The following is an 18215-nucleotide window of genomic DNA, read 5'->3' on the forward strand; positions in this document are numbered from 1 at the left end:
TTCAGCCGAGCGCGGAGAGCTCCGCGTTCAGCCGCTCGGGGTCGCCGAGGTTGAGCTCGATCAGTCGCTTCAGCTGGGTGAAGCTGTCTAGGTCGATCTTCTCCCAGCGGAAGCCGATCTGGTCGGACGTCGCGTGCGCGGCGCTTGCGCCCATGCTGATCTTCAGGCCATCGCCGAGGCGCAGTTCGATGCGATGCATCGAGTTCAGCTTGCCGGTCCATTCCGCCGGACGCGTGGTCAGCGCACCCTTGAGCGAGATGTCGATCAGCTCGGCGTCCCACATGGCGCGGTCGGAATAGAGCTTGACGCTGCCCTCGAAACGGAAGCGGTGGAAGCGGCGACGTTCGGAGTTGTCTTGGTTCGTCATGCACTCGGTCATGGCGGTGGCGAGGCCGGAGTCTAGCTCAGGAAGTCCACCGAAGTGTGCGCCCGCTCACGCTTGCGCCGCACCTCAGGATCGGCGCTGCAGGACCAGTTCCAGCACGAACTTGGAGCCGAAGTAGGCCAGCACCAGCAAGGCGATGCCGGCCAGGACCAGGCGCACCGCGCGTCGCCCGCGCCAGCCTTGGCGCCAGCGGCCGAACAGTAGCGTGCCGAAGACCGCCCATGCGATCACCGACAATACGGTCTTGTGTGCAAGGTGCTGCGCCATCAGGTCCTCGACGAACAGCACGCCAGTGACCAGCGCCAGCGTCAGCACCAGGAATCCGGCGCCGATCAGCTGGAACAGCAATTGCTCGACCTGCACCAGCGGAGGGGCGCCGGAGAACATGCGCGAGAACTGGTGTGTGCGCAGCGCGTGGTCCTGCAAGCCGAGCTGCAGCGCGACCACGCCGGCGATCGAGAGGATCGCGAAGGCCAGCACCGCGAGCCCGGCGTGGGTGGCGATGCGCCAGTCGGCGATGCCACGTGCACCCGGCCGTTCGTCGATCAGCAAGGCCAGCAGCACCGCCACTGCGGCGATCGGGAAGACGACGGCAGCGAGTCGCTGCAGGCGTTGCCAGTGCATCAGCAGCAGCAGACCCAGCACGCACAGCGCCGCGGTGACCGACAGGGCGTTGAAGAAATGCAGGTCGAGGCTGCGACCGCGGCCATGCGCGAACAGCATCAGCAGATGTGCAGCCAGCGCCACGCAGCCGAGCCCGGGCACCAGGCGTAGCCGCTCGGGTCGGGCGGCTGGCGTCAGTGCGGCAAGGGAGCCAAGCGCATAGAACACGCTGGCAAGCAGGGCGAGCGACAGGGACATGGACCGCAGTTTGGCATGCGTGGCAGCGCTGCGGGAATGCCGGCACCCGCCTGCGGCTATACTCCGCGCCCGTTTTTTCAGCCGGTCGCGCACATGTTCGAGTCGCTCAGCAGTCGTCTCTCCGCCACGATGCAGAAACTGCGCGGTCGCGCGCGCCTGACCGAGGAGAACATCCGCGAGGCGATGCGCGACGTGCGCATCGCGCTGCTCGAAGCCGACGTCGCGCTGCCGGTGGTCTCGGCGCTGATCGAGCGCATCAAGCAGCGCGCGGTCGGACAGGATGTGTTGAAGAGCCTGTCGCCGGGCCAGGCGCTGGTGAAAGTGGTGCAGCAGGAATTGACTGCGGTGATGGGCAGCCAGAACAGCGAGCTGAACCTGAATTGCCCGGCGCCGGCGGTGATCCTGATGGCCGGTCTGCAGGGCGCCGGCAAGACCACCACCGTCGCCAAGTTGGCCAAGCACCTGCGCGAGCGGCGCAAGAAGAAGGTCATGGTGGTGAGTTGCGACGTCTATCGACCCGCCGCGATCGAACAGCTGAAGACGCTGGCTGGTCAAGTCGATGCGCTGTTCCATCCCAGCGAAACCGGCGAGGCCGCGGTCACCATCGTGCAGCGCGCGCTCGACGATGCGCGCAAGAGCTTCGCCGACGTGCTGATCATCGACTCGGCTGGTCGTCTCGCGATCGACAACGCGATGATGGAGGAGATCGCGGCGGTGCATGAGGCCGCGCAACCGATCGAGACCCTGTTCGTGGTCGATGCCATGACCGGCCAGGATGCGGCCAATACTGCCAAGGCGTTTGCGGCCGCGTTGCCGCTGACCGGCGTGATCCTGACCAAGACCGACGGCGACGCGCGCGGCGGCGCGGCCCTGTCGGTGCGCTACATCACCGGCCGTCCGATCAAGTTCGTCGGTGCCGGCGAAAAGCCCGACGCGCTCGAACCCTTCCATCCCGAACGCGCCGCGTCGCGCATCCTGGACATGGGCGATGTGCTCAGCCTGGTCGAGGAGGTCGAGCGCAAAGTCGACCAGGAGAAGGCGCAGAAGCTGGCCGAGAAGGTCATCAAGGGCAAGAAGTTCGACTTGAACGACATGCGCGACCAGCTCAGCCAGATGCAGAACATGGGCGGCTTGACCGGGCTGATGGACAAGCTGCCGGGGATGGGCCAGATCCCGCAGAATCTGAAGGACAAGGTCAACAACCGCGATGTCGATCGCATGATCGCGATCATCGGTTCGATGACCAGAAAGGAACGGCGCCACCCGGACCTGCTCAACGGCTCGCGCAAGGTGCGTGTGGCGCGTGGTTCCGGCACGCAGCCGGCCGACGTCAACCGCCTGCTCAAGCAGTACCAGCAGATGGAGAAGATGATGTCCAAGCTCTCCGGCGGCGGGCTCAAGGGCCTGATGCGACAGATGAAGGGCATGATGGGCGCGGGCGGCATGGGCCCCGGTGGCATGGGGCCGGGTGGAATGCTGCCGCCGCGCTGAGCGCCCGCGAAATTTCGCAGGCGATCGGGCGGGGAAGGCGCAGGCTGGGTTCCGAAGCAGACGCAGGAATGGGGAGGGGCGGATGCCGAGAATGGTCTCCGTCCGGTGAGCACACCGGCACAACCTCCAACCCATCCAAGGAAACCGCCATGAACTTCATCAAGAACCTCGTCCTCGGCCTGACCCTGTCGCTGGCCTCGCTCGCTGCCTTCGCGGCGCAGATCAACCTCAACACCGCGAGCGCAACGCAACTCGAAACCCTGAACGGCATCGGCGCCGCCAAGGCAGAAGCCATCGTCGCCTATCGCACCGAGCACGGCGGCTTCAAGTCGGTCGACGAACTCGCCAACGTGAAGGGCATCGGCCTGAAGACGGTCGAGAAGAATCGCGACCAGATGACCGTCGCCGCCCCGACGCGCAAGTCGCAGCCGTAAGCCGCCTCCCGCGATGACGACACGCCCGCCTTTGCGCGGGCGTGGTCGTTTCCGAGTCAGGCCGGCTTGGTGTGCTTGCGCCGTCGCTCGCGTTGACGCTTCAGCGTTTCGATGGCCTCGGCAACGGACTTCCGGACCTGCGGCCAGCGGATTTCACGGAACTCTCGTGATTCAATCCTTTCGATGGGTACAGCATCGAGTACGTCGACATCAAACTCGGTCTTGAGATAGATGCCGGCGTCAGATCGGGCCAGCGTCGCAATGCGTTCCGCAGCCTTGAGTTGCTCGCGAAGCCGAGTTCCTGCACCGCCCTGGCAGACTTCGGACAGGTAGGCCTTCACCACTTCAATCGCCAGTCGGCATTGGGCAATGGAGGCTGACCCACGCTTCTCGGGAAGCCGCTCAACATTTCTCGCTCGACTTAGCAAGCAGTCGATGGGATGCATCAGCTTGAGTGTGATGTCGCCGACGGTCATTTCCACAGCGTTGGATCTGAGCTTGTCCTCGTCCTCGCGCGAATATCCAATGAGCGCGTTGAGGTAATCGATTCCTATCGGATCTCGTCGATCGTGAAATCCATGGATCCAGATTCGCGCCGAGTTGGTGGTGGCATCAGAAAGCGTTGCCTCCCTATAGCCTGGGGCTGCGTCCAAAGTGTTCACCAATCTACTGAGCGACCGGCGCGCGTCAAAGCGAGTGCCCAGAAAATCGAGATCCGAGGTGAGGCCGGCCGCCAACGCACTTGGTGGCGCAACGCCGTAGTAGTCCGCCCACATCGCCAGCGCTTGCCCACCAACGAGGATTCCCTCAAGTCTGGCCGAGAGAACTTCTCTCGCTTCCGCCTGAGTGAGTCTTAACGAATTCGTCCCGGCCATTTCAAGCGAACTCCGGGCGCGCGAAGGCTCAAGAGTACGGGCATCTTCAGTGATCGATCGGCGGCATAGGCAGCCAGTTCTTTCTCGCGCGCGACATCGTCCGACCTTTGAAGGTCCGATGACTTGACCACCACACGCTTGGCTTTGGGCTTGGCTTTCATGGCGACTCCGATGCCGCGAAAATTACCACAGCCGCGCCGGGGTGGGCTTAGCGGGTCCCTTTCAGCAACACCACCACCGCACCGCTGCCGCCGTCGTTGAAGCGTGCCGAGCGGAAGGCGAGCACGTCGCCGCGCTGGCGCAGCAGGCGGTCGGTGAGGGCCTTGAGCACCGGGCCGTCGTGCCTGGAGCGCAGGCCCTTGCCGTGGATGATCTTCACGCACAGGAAATCGCGTGCCTTGCACTCGCCGAGGAAGCGCGCGATTGCCTCGCGGGCCACGGCGGCGGTCATCTGGTGCAGGTCGAGTTCGTCGCGCACGCTGTACTGGCCGCGGCCGAGCTTGAGCAGGATGCGCGGCGCGATGCCGTTCTTGAGGTAGCGCAGCGGTTCGGCGGCGTCCGGGTCGAGCGAACTCGGCAGCGGACGCAACAGTTCCTCCATCACCCGCGCGTCGTCGCGCCGCGACTGTACCGGCTCCGCCGCGGGCGCCGGCGCGCGCGTGTCCTGGCGATCACTTTCGATGCGACGCACGCTGCCGATCGCTTCCAGGAACAGCGCGCGGTCATCGGCCGCGACGGGCGTGGGCGCAGCGGGCTTGCGGCGGGAGTCGGGCGGGCGTTTGGACATGGGCGAGCGCGCTGGCGATGGCGGAACTTGTAGCAGAACCGCCGCAGCCGGTGCGTCGGTGCGCGGGCGGCTCCGCTATCATGCGCCGTTTCCGAGAATTCCCCGTACATGCATGTCCTGGTAAGCAATGACGACGGCGTCGAAGCGCCTGGCATCCGCATCCTCGCCGATGCGATGCGCGCACTTGGCAAGGTCACCGTGGTCGCGCCCGACCGCGATCGCAGCGGTGCCAGCAATTCGCTGACGCTCGATGGCCCGATCCGCGTGACCGAGATCGAACCGGGGCGCTACCGCGTCGCCGGCACCCCGACCGACTGCGTGCATCTGGCGCTGTGCGGCATGCTGGAAAACGAGCCCGACATCGTGGTCTCCGGGATCAATACCTCGGCCAACATGGGCGACGACGTGCTCTATTCGGGCACGGTCGCGGCGGCGATGGAGGGGCGCTTCCTCGGTCATCCGGCGGTCGCGGTGTCGCTCGCCTCGCGCGAACACGATCCGCAGCACTACGCGACGGCGGCGCGCGCCACGCTCGCCATCGTACGCAAGCTGGTCGCTGACCCGCTGCCGGCGGACACCATCCTCAACGTCAACGTGCCGGATCGCGCCTGGGACGAGATCGCCGGTTTCGAGGTGACCCGGCTCGGCCATCGCCATCGTGCCGAGCCCTGCGTCCGCGCCAACGATCCGCGCGGCCGCGACATCTGGTGGATCGGTCCGGCCGGCCCCGAGCAGGACGCAGGTCCCGGTACTGACTTCGATGCGGTGCGTCGCGGGTTCATTTCGATCACCCCGCTGCAAGTCGATCTGACGCGCTACACCGCGCTGGAAAACGTCGCCGCCTGGGTCGATGCGCTGTCGGGTTCGATCGGGACGCGCAAGGCATGATGGTGCGGCGCGATCCGGCCGGGCTCGGCATGACCTCGCAACGCGCGCGCGACCGCATGGTCGAAACCCTGCGCGCGGGCGGCATCCAGAATCCGCGCGTGCTCGATGTCATGCGCAACCTGTCGCGGCACCTGTTCGTCGACGAGGGTCTGGAGGTGCGCGCCTACGAGAACTCGCCACTGCCGATCGGGCAGGGGCAGACGATTTCGCAGCCCTACATCGTCGCGCGCATGACCGAACTGGTGCTCGCGGCGAACCCGAAGAAGGTGCTGGAGATCGGCACCGGCTCCGGTTACCAGGCCGCGGTACTGTCGCAACTGGTGTCGCAGGTGTTCTCGGTCGAGCGCATCGGTTCGTTGCTGCGCAATGCGCGGCGGCACTTTCGCAGCCTCGGCATCGAGAACATCCGCACCCGCCACGACGACGGCCGTCGCGGCTGGCCCGAAGAGGCGCCATTCGACGCGATCGTGGTGACCGCGGCCGGCGAATACATCGACCCGCTGCTGGCCGAACAACTGGCGCCCGGCGGTGTGCTGATCGCACCGGTTGGACCGCAGGGCGGCGAGCAGAAACTGGTGCGCGTGACCCGCGATGCCGACGGCCTGCACGAGTCGGTGCTGGAAGCGGTGAGCTTCGTGCCGCTGCTCGGGGGGGTGCTCTGATGGCCGTGTTCCAGCCGCTGTACCAGAAGACGCTGGGCTGGTCGCGACATCGCCACGCGCCGGCGTGGTTGACCTTTCTGAGTTTCATCGAGGCGATTTTCTTCCCGGTGCCGCCGGAGGTGATGCTGGCGCCGATGACGCTGGCGCACCCGAAATCCTGGTTCCGCTACGCATCGGCGAGCCTGCTCGGTTCCACCGCCGGCGCCTTCATCGGCTATGCGCTCGGCATGTTCGCGATCGCGCTGGTCGAGCCGCACCTGGTCAGCTGGGGTCTGGACGGCGCCTTCAACGAGGCCCGCGATTCGCTGCAGAAGCATGGCTTCTGGATCATGCTGGTCGGCGGTTTCACGCCGGTGCCATTCAAACTGTTCACGATCGCCGCGGGCACGGTGTCGATGCCGCTGCTGCCCTTCGTCGCCGCGGTGCTGATCGGCCGCGGCAAGCGCGTGTATCTGGTCGCGGGTGCCATCCGCCTGGGCGGCGAGCGTGCCGAGCGCGCGTTGCATCGCTACATCGAGCCGGTGGGCTGGGCCGCGCTGGCATTGCTGGCGATCGGCATGATCGCGCTGTTCGTGTGGAAGGGCTGAGCATGCGCCTGCGCGTACTGGCCTGCATGACCGTGTGGCTCGCCGCATGCGCGAGCTTCGAACCGCGCATCTCGGTCGAGTCGCACAAGCCGGCAGGCAATATGTCGGCACCGGAGTCTGCACCCACCGATGGTGCGGTCGCGACTTCCGTCGCTGGCGGCTACGTGGTGGCACGCGGCGACACGCTGTATGGCATCGCCTTTCGCAACAAGCTCGATTTCCGCGATCTCGCGGCGTGGAACAACATCGCTGCACCGTACACGATCTACCCGGGACAGCCGCTGCGCCTGACGCCGCCGACGCGCACCACTCGGGTCGTGGTGCCGGATCCGCCTGTAGCCGCCACCGCTGTCGCGGCGGCGCCGGTCGACGCTGCGCTGCCGGTGGCGGCGGCGGTCGTCGACACTAGTGATGTGCAGACCTTCGCCGTCAGCGACGACCCTGCGCCCGGCGCGGTGGCCGCTGCACAGCCGCTGATCACACAGGCGGCGCCAGCGGCCACGCCCGCGACGAGCTCGCCGGCCGCAGCGATCGGCCTGGCGCCGACCGCGCCTGCGCCGGCCGAGGTTGCGGCGGTTCCGGTCGCAGCTGCGACCGCTGATGTCGGCGTGGCGGTTGCTCCGACACCGGCCGCAGTCGACAGTGCGCCGCGCGCGGTGGTGGACCCGAAAGCGCCGACGCGCGAGCGTGAGGGCCTGCGCTGGCGCTGGCCGGTGAATGGCGCGCTGATCGGACGTTTCGTCGAAGGCGATCCGACCCAGCAGGGCATCGACCTCGGTGGCGGACTGGGGAACCCGGTGCTCGCGGCCGCCGCCGGTGAAGTGGTCTACTCCGGCAACGGCCTGCTCGGCTACGGCGAGTTGGTGATCGTGCAGCACACGCCAGGTTTCCTGAGCGCCTATGGCCACAACCAGAAGCGGCTGGTGCTCGAGGGCGCCAAGGTCCAGGCCGGCCAGCCGATTGCCGAGATGGGTCGACGCGGCGGCATCGACATGCTGCATTTCGAGATCCGCCGCAACGGCAAGCCGGTTGACCCGCTAGGCTATCTGCCGCAGCGCTGAGGCCGCCATGCACCGCACGCCCGAAGATGAACTGCCGACCGACGACCTGCTCGAACTGCTCGGGCCGGCGAATGCGGACACCTTCGAACGCGACTCGACCACCGCCTATCTGAACGAGATCGGCTTGATTCCCTTGCTTGACGCCGCGGCCGAACGCGAACTGGCCGAGCGCGCCCGCGCCGGCGAACTGGCTGCGCGACAAGGCCTGATCGAAGCCAATCTGCGTCTGGTGGTGAATGCCGCCCGTGCCTACCTCGGGCGTGGCCTGCCGATGCTGGACTTGATCGCCGAAGGCAATCTCGGGCTGATCCGCGCGGTGGAGAAGTTCGATCCCGCGCGCGGATTCCGTTTCTCGACCTACGCGATGTGGTGGATTCGCGAAGCCATCGAGTTCGCGCTGATGCGGCAGACGCGCGCGGTACGACTGCCGGTGCACGTGCTGCGCGAACTGGCGCAGGTGCTGCGCGCCGGCCGCGAGCTGACGCGCACGCTGGCGCGCACGCCGACGCTGGAAGAGATCGGCCGCGCCGTCGGCAAGGACGCCACCGAGGTCGCGCGCCTGTATCGCTTCAACGCGCGCATCGATTCGCTCGATGCGGCGCTGGCAGCGGACGACGAGCGACTGCTCGGCGAACTGGTGCCGACGCCCGACGAGGCCGCCGCTGACGGCCTCGGTGAAATCGCGCACGATGCCCGCCTCGACCTGTGGCTGGCGGAACTGCCGGCGCGCAGCCGCGAGGTGCTGGAGCGGCGATTCGGTCTGCTCGAACAACCGCTGCAGTCACTCGCCGAAGTGGCGCAGGTGCTCGGCGTGTCGCGCGAGCGCGTGCGCCAGATCGAAGCCGAGGCTCTGGCGCGGTTGCGCGTGCGAGCGCGCGAACCGAACTAGCCTTGCGCCAGGCTGAAGTAGATCGGCACCAGCGCGCGCGAACGGACCGGCAATCCGTTCTCGATCGAGGGTCGGAAGCGCCAGCGGCGCTGCACCTGTTCGATCGCGCTGCGGTCCAGCACGCCGTGCCCGGAACCGTGCTGCACCTGCACGGCTTCCGGCCGACCGTCGACGCCGATCGTCACCAGCAACAGGACTTCGCCCTGCCAGCCCTTGCGGATGGCTGCGGTCGGATAGCGCGGCGGCGGTGCTTCGAGGTAGGAGGCGGCGCCGATCTGTTCCGGTGTGAAGGCTTCGGAGTCGCCGATTGCGGTTTGCGGCAGGGTTGGCAGCGTGGGCGCGGTGTCGGTCACGAGCTCGGCCAGCGACGCAGCCGGTAGCGGATTCGGGATCGCTGCTGGAAGCGGCGGCGCGCGGTGTGTCGGTGCCGCTGTCGGCTTTGGCGTCTGCAGCGGAACCAGCGGCGCCGGTGGCGGCGGATCGATCGGGCGCTCGCGGATCAGCACTTCGATCGGATCGGCGACCACATTCGGTGCGGTGTCCGGTGCCCGCACCGGAGCGATGAGCAGGGCGAATGCACCAACATGCAGGACCAGGGCAAAGGCCATGGCGCTGGTACGCGCCGGGCTGATGCGGGTTTCGGGAGCGGTGGTGGCAAGTGCTGACATGAGCTTCCCCTCTGAAACCGGAACGGCTCCGGTAGAGCGGGCAACGCGCATGCAGGCGGTTCGGGGTTTGCTGCTTCAGTCCACGGTCGGGAGGATGAAGGCGACGAGTGCCTTGCGCCCTTCGCCGAGCAGCACGTTGTAGGTGCGCGCGGCGGCGGCGTTGTCCATCACTTCGATGCCGATGCGCCGCGTCAGGAAGGCGGCGAACACTTCACGCGCGGGAAATACCTGGCTCGGGCCGGTGCCGAGAATCACCACTGCGGGTTCGAGTGCGAGCAGGGCCTCGCACTCGCCTGCAGACAGCGCTTTCGCGTCGCGCACCGGCCAGTCGAATGCGGCGACGCCGGTGCCCAGCACGAAGCTCGAACGACGTTCGCCGCTGGCCAGCAGGATGCGGTCAGGGCCGACGGCGCGGACATGATCGCCGCCGGGCGCCTCATGACTCAATTGCATGGCCGCGCCTAGTCCTCGTCAGCCTCGCGCTTGCTGCGCTTGGCAGCGAGCGGCTTGTACACCGAGCTTCCGGTCTTGCCGGCGGGCTTGGTCGTCGCTGCCCGGTACGCGGGCTTCGCCGATTTGTACGCCGGCTTGGCGCCAAAATCACGCTTGGGGCGATCGGCTGCGCCGCCCGCCGGACGCGCCGGGCGATCGCCATAGGCGCGCTTGGGTCGGTCGGCGAAGTTGCCGGCGGGACGTGCGGGACGGTCGCCGAAATCGCGCTTGGGACGATCGCTCGCAGCACCCGCGGGACGTGCCGGACGATCGCCATAGGTGCGTTTCGGTCGGTCGGTGAAGGCGCCTGCGGGACGTGCGGGACGGTCGCCGAAATCGCGCTTGGGACGATCGCTCGCACCGCCCGCCGGGCGTGCCGGCCGATCGCCATAGGCGCGCTTGGGCCGGTCGGCGAAATTGCCGGCGGGACGTGCGGGACGGTCACCAAAGTCGCGCGCAGGACGTGCCGCGCGATCGCCGAAGTCGCGCGCAGGACGCGACGGACGATGGGTTGGGCCATCGGCGCGGCCGCCGAAGCTGCGCTCGCGGCGCGGCGCGGTGCCGACGATGTCCTGGGCGCGCGGTGGGCGCTTGCTGAATCCGCCGGCGCCACTGCGCGCGGGCGCCTTCGCGTACTTGCCACCTTCGCGGCGCGGCGGACGCGTATCGGCGGGGTCATGCGGGCGATGCGGGCGCTCGCCATAGCCACCGCCGGCATCATCGCGACGGGCGCGGAACGGGCGCTGGCCATCGCGCGCCGGGCGCGCACCGAAGGCGGACTCGCTCTTCGCCGGCTTTTCCCCCGGCATCAGGATCGTCGGCTTCTTGGCGCGGCGATAGAACGTGGCCGTATGCCCGACCTTCTGGATCAACTCGGACTTGGTATCGCGCACCAGCGACTGGATGATCTCGTCGCGCTCGGCGCGATCCTCGGCGATCACCCGGATCTTCACCAGTTCATGCCGCGACAGCGCGTCGTCGAGTTCGATGCGCACGCCGTCGGACATGCCCTTCTGGCCGATCATCACGACCGGGTTGAGGTCGTGCGCGAGGCCGCGCAGGAAGCGGATCTGGGTTGCGTCGAGTGCCACGGGCACACCTTCAGGAAAGAAAACGGGCGCGAGGGTATCATGCGCGGCCCTGAATCCCTCCCCGAATCGCCCGTGACGCGCAGCAAGTCCAGTCAGCGCTGGCTCAAGGAACACTTCTCCGATCCGTTCGTGAAACGCGCCCAGTCCGAGGGCCTGCGTTCGCGCGCGGCGTACAAGCTCGAAGAACTGATCGAACGCGACCGCATCCTCGCGCCGGGCATGGTCGTGGTCGATCTTGGCGCCGCGCCCGGCGGTTGGTCGCAGATGGTGCGTCGCGCGCTCGGTCGCAATGGCGACGTGATCGCACTCGACATCCTCGACATGCCCAGCATCCCCGGCGTCGAGTTCCTGCAGGGCGACTTCCGTGAAGAGTCCGTGTTGACCGTGTTCGAGGCGATGGTCGGCGGGCGCGCGGTTGATCTTGTCTTGTCCGACATGGCCCCCAATATGAGCGGCGTGGAGTCGGTCGATCAGGCGCGCTCGATGCATCTGTGCGAACTGGCGCGCGACTTCGCCGAGCAGCATCTCAAGTCCGGTGGCACCTTCCTGGTGAAAGTGTTTCAGGGTGTGGGCTTTGATGATTACGTGCGGGACTTGCGCAAGCGTTACACCAAGGTAACGATGCGCAAGCCGAAGGCCTCGCGGGCACGCAGCCCGGAGGTGTACGCGCTCTGCACCGGATTCCGTTCCGGCGCAGCGAAATGACGACAGGAGCGAGACCGTGTTGAACGATTGGGCCAAACAACTGCTGCTGTGGATCGTCATCGCGGTCGTGCTGCTTTCCGTGTTTCAGAGCCTCAGCCAGAACACCGCCACGCGCGGTGAGCTGGCGTATTCCGAATTCCTGGCCGAGGTGCGCAACGATGGCGTCGCCAAGGTCACCATTTCCGAAGATGGCAGCAGCATCAGCGGCGAGCGCAAGGGTGGCGACAAGTTCACCACGACCGCCCCGGTGCGCGACTTCGGCATGTTCGCCGACCTGATCAAGCACAAGGTCGAGATCGTGCAGAAGCCGGTGCCGAAGGAGAACATGATTCTCGGGTTCCTGTTGAACGCCTTGCCGTTCCTGCTGTTCATCGGCGTGCTGTTCTATTTCATGCGCCAGATGCAGGCCGGCGGTGGTGGTCGCGGCGCGATGACGTTCGGGCGTTCGCGTGCGCGGCTGCAGGGCGAGGACCAGGTCAAGATCACCTTCGCCGACGTCGCCGGTGTTGACGAGGCCAAGGAAGAGGTCAAGGAACTGGTCGAGTTCCTGCGTGACCCCGGCAAGTTCCAGCGCCTCGGCGGCCGCATTCCGCGCGGTGTACTCATGGTCGGCTCGCCCGGCACCGGCAAGACCCTGCTGGCCAAGGCGATCGCCGGCGAGGCCAAGGTGCCGTTCTTCACCATTTCCGGTTCCGACTTCGTCGAGATGTTCGTCGGTGTCGGCGCGAGCCGCGTACGCGACATGTTCGAGCAGGCCAAGAAGCACGCGCCCTGCATCATCTTCATCGACGAGATCGACGCGGTCGGCCGCCATCGCGGCGCCGGGCTTGGCGGCGGTCATGACGAGCGCGAGCAGACGCTGAACCAGTTGCTGGTCGAGATGGACGGCTTCGAGGGCAACGAGGGCATCATCGTGATCGCCGCGACCAACCGCCCCGACGTGCTCGATCCGGCGCTGCTGCGACCGGGTCGTTTCGATCGTCAGGTGGTGGTGAACTTGCCGGACGTGAAGGGGCGCGAGCAGATCGTCAAGGTGCACATGCGCAAGGTGCCGTTGGCCGACGACGTGAATCCGACGCAGATCGCGCGCGGCACGCCGGGCTTTTCCGGTGCCGATCTCGCCAACCTGGTGAACGAGGCAGCGTTGTTCGCCGCGCGCGAGAACGCCAAGAACGTGCGCATGGAGCACTTCGAGAAGGCCAAGGACAAGATCCTGATGGGCGCCGAACGCAAGTCCATGGTCATGAGCGAGCAGGAGAAGCGCAATACCGCGTACCACGAAGCCGGCCACGCCATCGTCGGCCGGCTGGTGCCCGACCATGACCCGGTCTACAAGGTCACCATCATCCCGCGCGGGCGCGCGCTGGGGCTGACCATGTACCTGCCCGAGGGCGACCGCTACAGTTACGACAAGGTCAACATCGAGAGCCGGCTGTGTTCGCTGTATGGCGGCCGCGTCGCCGAGGAGTTGATCTTCGGCAGCGAGCACGTCACCACCGGCGCCTCCAACGACATCGAACGCGCGACCAAGATGGCGCGCAACATGGTCACCAAATGGGGCTTGTCGACCGAGATGGGACCGATTGCCTACGCCGAGCAAGACGAGGAGGTGTTCCTCGGGCGCTCGGTAACGCAGACCAAGAACGTCTCCGACGACACCGCAGCCAAGATCGACGAAGTGGTGCGCAGCATCCTCGATCGCGCCTACCAGCGCACTACCGAGTTGCTGGCGGCCAACCTCGACAAGCTGCATGTGATGGCGGCGGCACTGCTCGAGTACGAGACCATCGACATCGAGCAGATCGACGCGATCATGGAAGGGCGCAAGCCCGGCCCGCCGCGCGACTGGGGCAAGAGCGACGACAGCACGCCCGACGTGCCCGCGCCCGGTCCGGTCGCAGGCACCCCGGCGCCGCAGGCCTGAGCCACCGCCTGTTTCGAGTGAAAACCCGCCGCAAGGCGGGTTTTCACTTTCAAGGCCTGCGAAATTTCGCAGACGATTTCCGGATTTCGACCGAGGCGCGCTGCCTGGGACTTCCGCAGAATGCCGGCACGCCCCGAGCCGCAGCGTGCCTGGGGATGTTCCTGACTCAAGGAGTGTCGGCATGAACCTGATCCAGTCCCTGTTGTTCGCGCTGCTGTTCGCCATCGCCACGCCGGCCGTGTCTGCGGAGTCGGTCAACATCAACACCGCCAGCGTCGAGCAGCTGACCGCGCTCGACGGCATCGGCGAGGTCAAGGCGCGCGCTATCGTCGAGCATCGCGAGGCCAACGGCCGCTTTCGTTCCGTGGAGCAACTGGAAGACGTCAAGGGCGTGGGTCCCAAGACCGTCCAGAAGAACCGCGATCGCATCCGCATCGACGGTGCGCCATAGTGTGCCAACGCTGGAGAGCCATTCATGGCGATTTCTGACAACGAGTTCGATGCCGCGAGCCGACGCGGCGAAGCGCGGCGCGCAGCATTTCCGCACGCGCTGTCGGTGCGCTTCGATCGGCGCACGGCCCGGGTGATTGTCGAATTGGCCACGGGTGTCCAGATCGGCTTTCGTGCCGAGTTGGTCGAGGGATTGGCGGGCGCGTCTGCGAGCGAACTGTCGGCAGCCGAGATATCGCCGTCGGGGCTTGGGCTGCACTTCCCTGCGCTAGACGCAGACATCGATCTGCCGGCGCTGCTCCAGGGAGTGCTGGGCAGCAAACGCTGGGTTGCCTCCGAGGCCGGCAAGATCGGCGGCAAGGCCACTACCCAACGCAAGGTCGCTGCCGCGCGTCGCAATGGGAAATTAGGTGGGCGGCCGCGGAAGCGCGTCGCTTGAGACGCATCTTCGACGGCGCGCCGTGATCCCTGTGGCTTCAGTCGCCGCAGTCGCGGCCGAGCACTCGCGCCAGTTGCACTAGTTCCAAGGAGCCGCTGCCGAGTCGCGGCTCGTTGAATTGCCAGTCGATCCGGGCCGTAGCCGCGCCGGTGGTGGTGTAGCGCAAATTGCCGACAGCGATCCGGCGCACATCGTCGGGGTCGAATGCACTGCCGAAGCCGGTGCCTTCGGTGCGGTACATGGACAGATCGGCGTGGTCACCGACGATTTCGCCGGTGCCGACCAGCCACAGCGGCGCGCCGTCGAGGTGCACGTACCAAGCGGCTGCGAGCAGGCGTTGCGTGCCCACGGCGTGGATGTCGATCGATAGTCCGTGGCCGCTCTGCGCCGGCTGGTACCAGCTGCCGATGTGGCAGGCGGCGATGCCGTCGTGGCCATCGCGACCGTCGTCGGCGATGCTGGCGGCGAGACGCTGCAGCGGCATGTTGCCGGAGGTGAAACCGGGTCGCGTTGTGGTCCAGGTCGCTTTGCCGACGCTGGCCGAGGAGAAACGGAGTTCGAGTTCACCGAACGCATCGATCTGCACGTCGCCGGCAGCGAAGCGTGGCGGGAAGTCGGCACCGCGGGCGGTGTGCAGGGTCATCTGCACACGGTCGCCATCGGCCGGGCCAGTGCCGAACAGCCATAGCGGCTGGCCGTCGGCATAGGTGTACCAGGCGGCGCTGACCTGCAACACGCCGTCGACCAGAATCGGTTCGAGCACGAAGCCCTGGCCGCTCTGTGCCGGGTCGTAGAACGATCCGGACAGATTGGCACCGATGCGATAGCTGGCGGTGCCATCGAGCTGTGCGAGGGGCACGCGCCAGATGCCGCGGCCGTAGGTGAAGGCGTACAGCCAGGCCGGTTCGCTGCCGCTGGCCGGGCGGACCACCAGGTGTTCGGTGATGGCGCTGGCGAAGCCGGTGTGCTCGACCGACCAGTGCTCGCCTGCGTCGACCGAGGCGAACACGCCGATGTCGCTGCCGAGGAACAATCGCTGCGGATCGCCGGGGTCGATGGCGATGCTGTGCACTGGTACGTCGGGCAGACGGCCATCGCCACTGCCATCGAGCGCGCTCCAGGTTGCGCCGCCGTCGCGACTGCGCCAGACATGGGCACCGCCGCCGAGGGTCGAGTAGGTGGCATAGGCCGTTCGCGGATCATCCGCGGCGAAGGCCAGTGACGACACCCATCCGGGGCGGGGCGCCGTCGAGGGCCAGGTCGTGGTGTTGGCGCTGGCCAGGGCGTTGTCGCTGCGGTAGATGCGGTCGAGGTTGCCGAGCAGCATGCGGTTGCTGTCGCCGGGTGCGATCGCGAACGCGCTGATGCGGTCGGAGAACGTGGTGCCGACGCGCGCGCTCGCGGCGCGCCACTGGCCGCCGCGGTTGTCGCTGCGCCACAGACGCATGCCGGCGGCCCAGAGACGATCGGGCGCGTTGCGGTCGAGCTGCCAGGGCATGATGAAGTGGACACTGTCGGAGATCCCGCTGGTCGCCTGCACGTGCGTGGCGCCGCCGTTTTCCGAGCGCGCGATGGTAACGCCCTGGTAACTGGTGTAGATGCGTTCGTTGCTGCGCGGGTCAATCGCGCTCTGGCCGCCGTCGCCGCCACGCACGTGCGCCCAGCTGCAGCCGTTCGAACCGCAGCGGCCGCGCCAGGTGCCGTTGTCCTGCAGGCCACCGAGCACCATCGCGCCATCGGCGCTGACCGAACCGGCATAGAACTGGGTGGTGCCAAGGCCGTTCACCCGGGCCTGCCATTGCATGGTCCCTGCGGCGGGGGCGCAGGCGGCCTGGGCACCGCGCGTGGTCGGTGCGAGGTCGTTCGCGGTCATGGCCACGCCACCGTCACCGAGCACGAACAGCTCGCGGCGATCCGGGCCGTAGTCGGGCGCATGCACGATCCGGTGCAGGTCGGCGTGCAGGCCTTCGGGCTGTGATTCGTCGAGCCAGTGGTAGCTGGCCTTGCCGAAGCTGCGACCGCCGTCGTCGGAACGGTACAGCTCCATGCCGCCGACGAACACGACATCGGCGTTCTCCGGATGCACCGCGAGCGCCTGGTTGTACCAGCCGGCGGAATACACCCAGACCGAGCCGAAGCCGCAACGCGGCGCATCGAAGCCGTCGGCGTAGCTGAGCAGGTAGGTCGAGAGTGCGTCGGGGCTGTCGTTGCGCAGGCGCGCGCTGAAGGTGCGGCCGCCATCCTCGGAGCGAAACAGCGCGTGCAGACCGTTGTCGTAGTCGCCGTAGCCATCACCGGTGCGATCGAAACCGGCAACGATGCTTGAGGACAATGCGTAGACCACGTTCGGATTGGAACGCGCCACTTCCAGGCTGGTACGACCCATGCCGGTTTCGCTCAGCACGGTCTGCCAGGTGCCGTTGCCGCCCGCGTCGTCATTGCGGAACACCGCGCCGGGGCACGGACCGCTGCAGGCCGGCGGCAGCACGCTGCCCGGCTGGTAGTAGCGGTCGTCGAGCGAGCGCGAGGCACAGGCCGCGAGCAGCACGTCGCGCCCATCGACCGGCAGCGCGAGCAAATCGGTGCAGCCCTCGTAGCTCGCCTCGCCGGCCGCGTTCGCCGGGCGCAGTATGTGCTGCCAGGTGGCGCCGGAATCGGGCGAGCGCCACAGGCCGCTGTTGGTCGCCGCATAGACGCGACGCGGATCGATGCGGCTGACGACCAGGTCGGAGACGTAGCGGAAATCGTCGCTGGCGGTGGCGAGCAGTTGCAGAAAGCTGCGGCCACCGTCGCGCGAGCGCAGGATGCCGGCGCCGCTCATGGCGGCGTAGGGGATGGCGTTGTTGCGGTACAGCTCGCCGGTGCCGGCGTAGATCACGTCCGGATTGCCAGGCTCGAAGGCGAGTGCGCCGATGTTGAGGTTGACCGCGTCGTCGCTGATCGCCTGCCAATGCAGCCCACGGTCCGTGCTCTCCCAGATACCGCCGGAGACACCGCCGGCGAGCAGCCGCTCCGGGTTGCGCGGATCGAACAGCAGCGTGCGCATGCGCCCGGCCACGCCCTGCGGGCCGATCCACTCCCATCCGCCCGATGTCTTGCCGATTCCGCTCGCGTTGCGATGCTTGGGCAGATCGCGCAGCTCGTTCGCGGTAGCCGACCGGCAGCGTGCGCGCTCCGCTCGGCAGGCGCCGGGCCAACGCATGCGCGGCCGCTTCGGTCGCAAACGTGGCGCGCGCGTGCGTCGGTACCGGGACCGCGCGTGGGGGCTCGCGCGGCGGCGCGACCTGCACGGCAGCGATGGCGCCGAACAGCAGCGCGCCACACCACGCGGTCGCCCGTCGATGGGCACGGTGTAGCGCAGGCTTTGCTTGCATCGACATTCAGGGTTTCCTCCGGGCGCCCATGATGCGCGAGTTGCGTGCATCCTGCCTGTGCCCAAAGGCGGGCGAATCGGCCGAGCCGTTGCCATCGCGGGACGTGTGGCAGGGCGGTCGCCATTCGGCTTCGCATAGCATGTCCGGGTTCA

General features: G+C 67.4%; 20 protein-coding genes. 11 read left to right on the top strand and 9 right to left on the bottom strand.

Annotation, left to right across the window (positions count from 1 at the left end):
* Position 1: 1 nt before the first annotated feature.
* Together IPG63_12650 and ccsA are read right to left on the bottom strand one after the other, a co-directional pair.
* Positions 2-367, bottom strand: coding sequence for a PilZ domain-containing protein (locus tag IPG63_12650; GenBank protein MBK6728089.1), 366 nt, complete (start codon positions 365-367; stop codon positions 2-4).
* Between the two features lie 84 nt (positions 368-451).
* Entirely contained in the window at positions 452-1246 is a 795-nt protein-coding gene (ccsA, locus tag IPG63_12655) for a cytochrome c biogenesis protein CcsA (protein ID MBK6728090.1), read from the bottom strand.
* A gap of 93 nt (positions 1247-1339) precedes the next feature.
* Between ccsA and ffh the strand changes: the two genes are divergently transcribed.
* Positions 1340-2737: a signal recognition particle protein gene (gene ffh / locus IPG63_12660; GenBank protein MBK6728091.1), complete on the top strand. Its 1398-nt coding sequence runs from the start codon at positions 1340-1342 to the stop codon at positions 2735-2737.
* Positions 2738-2805: 68 nt separating this feature from the next.
* On the top strand, positions 2806-3171 hold the full coding sequence (locus IPG63_12665; GenBank protein ID MBK6728092.1) for a helix-hairpin-helix domain-containing protein: 366 nt from the start codon (positions 2806-2808) through the stop codon (positions 3169-3171).
* A 56-nt stretch (positions 3172-3227) separates the two neighbouring features.
* Here the strand turns inward: IPG63_12665 and IPG63_12670 are convergent, their stop codons facing one another.
* From IPG63_12670 to IPG63_12680, 3 genes are read right to left on the bottom strand one after another with little or no spacing between them, the layout of a single operon-like run.
* The gene (locus IPG63_12670) at positions 3228-4046 is read right to left on the bottom strand and encodes a hypothetical protein (protein ID MBK6728093.1); all 819 of its coding nucleotides are present in this window, start codon (positions 4044-4046) and stop codon (positions 3228-3230) included.
* Positions 4025-4207, bottom strand: coding sequence for a hypothetical protein (locus IPG63_12675; GenBank protein MBK6728094.1), 183 nt, complete (start codon positions 4205-4207; stop codon positions 4025-4027). Before IPG63_12675 ends, IPG63_12670 begins: the two co-directional genes overlap by 22 nt.
* A gap of 47 nt (positions 4208-4254) precedes the next feature.
* Complete coding sequence (locus tag IPG63_12680) at positions 4255-4833, bottom strand: Smr/MutS family protein (protein MBK6728095.1); 579 nt, start codon at positions 4831-4833, stop codon at positions 4255-4257.
* Positions 4834-4941: 108 nt separating this feature from the next.
* Between IPG63_12680 and surE the strand changes: the two genes are divergently transcribed.
* The 5 genes from surE to IPG63_12705 are packed head-to-tail and all read left to right on the top strand — an operon-like array spanning position 4942 to position 8920.
* A complete protein-coding gene (gene surE / locus IPG63_12685; protein MBK6728096.1) occupies positions 4942-5721 on the top strand; it encodes a 5'/3'-nucleotidase SurE in 780 nt (259 codons plus the stop codon).
* A 2-nt stretch (positions 5722-5723) separates the two neighbouring features.
* Positions 5724-6383, top strand: coding sequence for a protein-L-isoaspartate(D-aspartate) O-methyltransferase (locus IPG63_12690; protein MBK6728097.1), 660 nt, complete (start codon positions 5724-5726; stop codon positions 6381-6383).
* Positions 6383-6970 carry a DedA family protein gene (locus IPG63_12695; GenBank protein MBK6728098.1) on the top strand — a complete coding sequence of 196 codons (588 nt, stop codon included), beginning with the start codon at positions 6383-6385 and terminating at the stop codon, positions 6968-6970. The genes IPG63_12690 and IPG63_12695 overlap by 1 nt, the downstream gene beginning before the upstream one ends.
* Positions 6971-6972: 2 nt before the next feature.
* Positions 6973-8031, top strand: coding sequence for a peptidoglycan DD-metalloendopeptidase family protein (locus tag IPG63_12700; GenBank protein MBK6728099.1), 1059 nt, complete (start codon positions 6973-6975; stop codon positions 8029-8031).
* A gap of 7 nt (positions 8032-8038) precedes the next feature.
* Positions 8039-8920: a sigma-70 family RNA polymerase sigma factor gene (locus tag IPG63_12705; protein ID MBK6728100.1), complete on the top strand. Its 882-nt coding sequence runs from the start codon at positions 8039-8041 to the stop codon at positions 8918-8920.
* On the opposite strand, the gene IPG63_12710 is transcribed toward IPG63_12705, so the two are convergent.
* From IPG63_12710 to IPG63_12720, 3 genes are all read right to left on the bottom strand, one after another.
* A complete protein-coding gene (locus IPG63_12710; GenBank protein MBK6728101.1) occupies positions 8917-9588 on the bottom strand; it encodes an energy transducer TonB in 672 nt (223 codons plus the stop codon). The genes IPG63_12705 and IPG63_12710 overlap by 4 nt on opposite strands.
* A 75-nt stretch (positions 9589-9663) precedes the next feature.
* Positions 9664-10041, bottom strand: coding sequence for a hypothetical protein (locus IPG63_12715; protein MBK6728102.1), 378 nt, complete (start codon positions 10039-10041; stop codon positions 9664-9666).
* Between the two features lie 8 nt (positions 10042-10049).
* Positions 10050-11171: a YhbY family RNA-binding protein gene (locus tag IPG63_12720; GenBank protein ID MBK6728103.1), complete on the bottom strand. Its 1122-nt coding sequence runs from the start codon at positions 11169-11171 to the stop codon at positions 10050-10052.
* A gap of 39 nt (positions 11172-11210) precedes the next feature.
* Between IPG63_12720 and rlmE the strand changes: the two genes are divergently transcribed.
* From rlmE to IPG63_12740, 4 genes are all read left to right on the top strand, one after another.
* The gene (gene rlmE / locus IPG63_12725) at positions 11211-11876 is read left to right on the top strand and encodes a 23S rRNA (uridine(2552)-2'-O)-methyltransferase RlmE (protein ID MBK6728104.1); all 666 of its coding nucleotides are present in this window, start codon (positions 11211-11213) and stop codon (positions 11874-11876) included.
* Positions 11877-11895: 19 nt separating this feature from the next.
* Complete coding sequence (gene ftsH, locus IPG63_12730; GenBank protein MBK6728105.1) at positions 11896-13800, top strand: ATP-dependent zinc metalloprotease FtsH; 1905 nt, start codon at positions 11896-11898, stop codon at positions 13798-13800.
* Positions 13801-13981: 181 nt separating this feature from the next.
* On the top strand, positions 13982-14251 hold the full coding sequence (locus IPG63_12735) for a helix-hairpin-helix domain-containing protein (GenBank protein MBK6728106.1): 270 nt from the start codon (positions 13982-13984) through the stop codon (positions 14249-14251).
* A gap of 24 nt (positions 14252-14275) precedes the next feature.
* Positions 14276-14689 carry a DUF2442 domain-containing protein gene (locus IPG63_12740; protein ID MBK6728107.1) on the top strand — a complete coding sequence of 138 codons (414 nt, stop codon included), beginning with the start codon at positions 14276-14278 and terminating at the stop codon, positions 14687-14689.
* A gap of 37 nt (positions 14690-14726) precedes the next feature.
* Here the strand turns inward: IPG63_12740 and IPG63_12745 are convergent, their stop codons facing one another.
* Complete coding sequence (locus IPG63_12745; protein ID MBK6728108.1) at positions 14727-17891, bottom strand: hypothetical protein; 3165 nt, start codon at positions 17889-17891, stop codon at positions 14727-14729.
* Positions 17892-18215: the final 324 nt, after the last annotated feature.

This window comes from Lysobacterales bacterium, assembly GCA_016703225.1.
Taxonomy (GTDB): domain Bacteria; phylum Pseudomonadota; class Gammaproteobacteria; order Xanthomonadales; family Ahniellaceae; genus JADKHK01.

What these genes read in the sequence shown, in the direction of transcription:
- ccsA (MBK6728090.1), bottom strand. Translation starts at nt 1,246, where the DNA reads ATGTCCCTGTCGCTCGCCCTGCTTGCCAGCGTGTTCTATGCGCTTGGC.
- IPG63_12715 (MBK6728102.1), bottom strand. Translation starts at nt 10,041, where the DNA reads ATGCAATTGAGTCATGAGGCGCCCGGCGGCGATCATGTCCGCGCCGTC.
- IPG63_12735 (MBK6728106.1), top strand. Translation starts at nt 13,982, where the DNA reads ATGAACCTGATCCAGTCCCTGTTGTTCGCGCTGCTGTTCGCCATCGCC.
- IPG63_12745 (MBK6728108.1), bottom strand. Translation starts at nt 17,891, where the DNA reads ATGCGTTGGCCCGGCGCCTGCCGAGCGGAGCGCGCACGCTGCCGGTCG.
- IPG63_12710 (MBK6728101.1), bottom strand. Translation starts at nt 9,588, where the DNA reads ATGTCAGCACTTGCCACCACCGCTCCCGAAACCCGCATCAGCCCGGCG.
- IPG63_12675 (MBK6728094.1), bottom strand. Translation starts at nt 4,207, where the DNA reads ATGAAAGCCAAGCCCAAAGCCAAGCGTGTGGTGGTCAAGTCATCGGAC.
- IPG63_12695 (MBK6728098.1), top strand. Translation starts at nt 6,383, where the DNA reads ATGGCCGTGTTCCAGCCGCTGTACCAGAAGACGCTGGGCTGGTCGCGA.
- rlmE (MBK6728104.1), top strand. Translation starts at nt 11,211, where the DNA reads ATGCGCGGCCCTGAATCCCTCCCCGAATCGCCCGTGACGCGCAGCAAG.
- IPG63_12670 (MBK6728093.1), bottom strand. Translation starts at nt 4,046, where the DNA reads ATGGCCGGGACGAATTCGTTAAGACTCACTCAGGCGGAAGCGAGAGAA.
- IPG63_12740 (MBK6728107.1), top strand. Translation starts at nt 14,276, where the DNA reads ATGGCGATTTCTGACAACGAGTTCGATGCCGCGAGCCGACGCGGCGAA.
- IPG63_12665 (MBK6728092.1), top strand. Translation starts at nt 2,806, where the DNA reads ATGGGGAGGGGCGGATGCCGAGAATGGTCTCCGTCCGGTGAGCACACC.
- IPG63_12650 (MBK6728089.1), bottom strand. Translation starts at nt 367, where the DNA reads ATGACGAACCAAGACAACTCCGAACGTCGCCGCTTCCACCGCTTCCGT.
- IPG63_12680 (MBK6728095.1), bottom strand. Translation starts at nt 4,833, where the DNA reads ATGTCCAAACGCCCGCCCGACTCCCGCCGCAAGCCCGCTGCGCCCACG.
- surE (MBK6728096.1), top strand. Translation starts at nt 4,942, where the DNA reads ATGCATGTCCTGGTAAGCAATGACGACGGCGTCGAAGCGCCTGGCATC.
- IPG63_12705 (MBK6728100.1), top strand. Translation starts at nt 8,039, where the DNA reads ATGCACCGCACGCCCGAAGATGAACTGCCGACCGACGACCTGCTCGAA.
- ffh (MBK6728091.1), top strand. Translation starts at nt 1,340, where the DNA reads ATGTTCGAGTCGCTCAGCAGTCGTCTCTCCGCCACGATGCAGAAACTG.
- IPG63_12700 (MBK6728099.1), top strand. Translation starts at nt 6,973, where the DNA reads ATGCGCCTGCGCGTACTGGCCTGCATGACCGTGTGGCTCGCCGCATGC.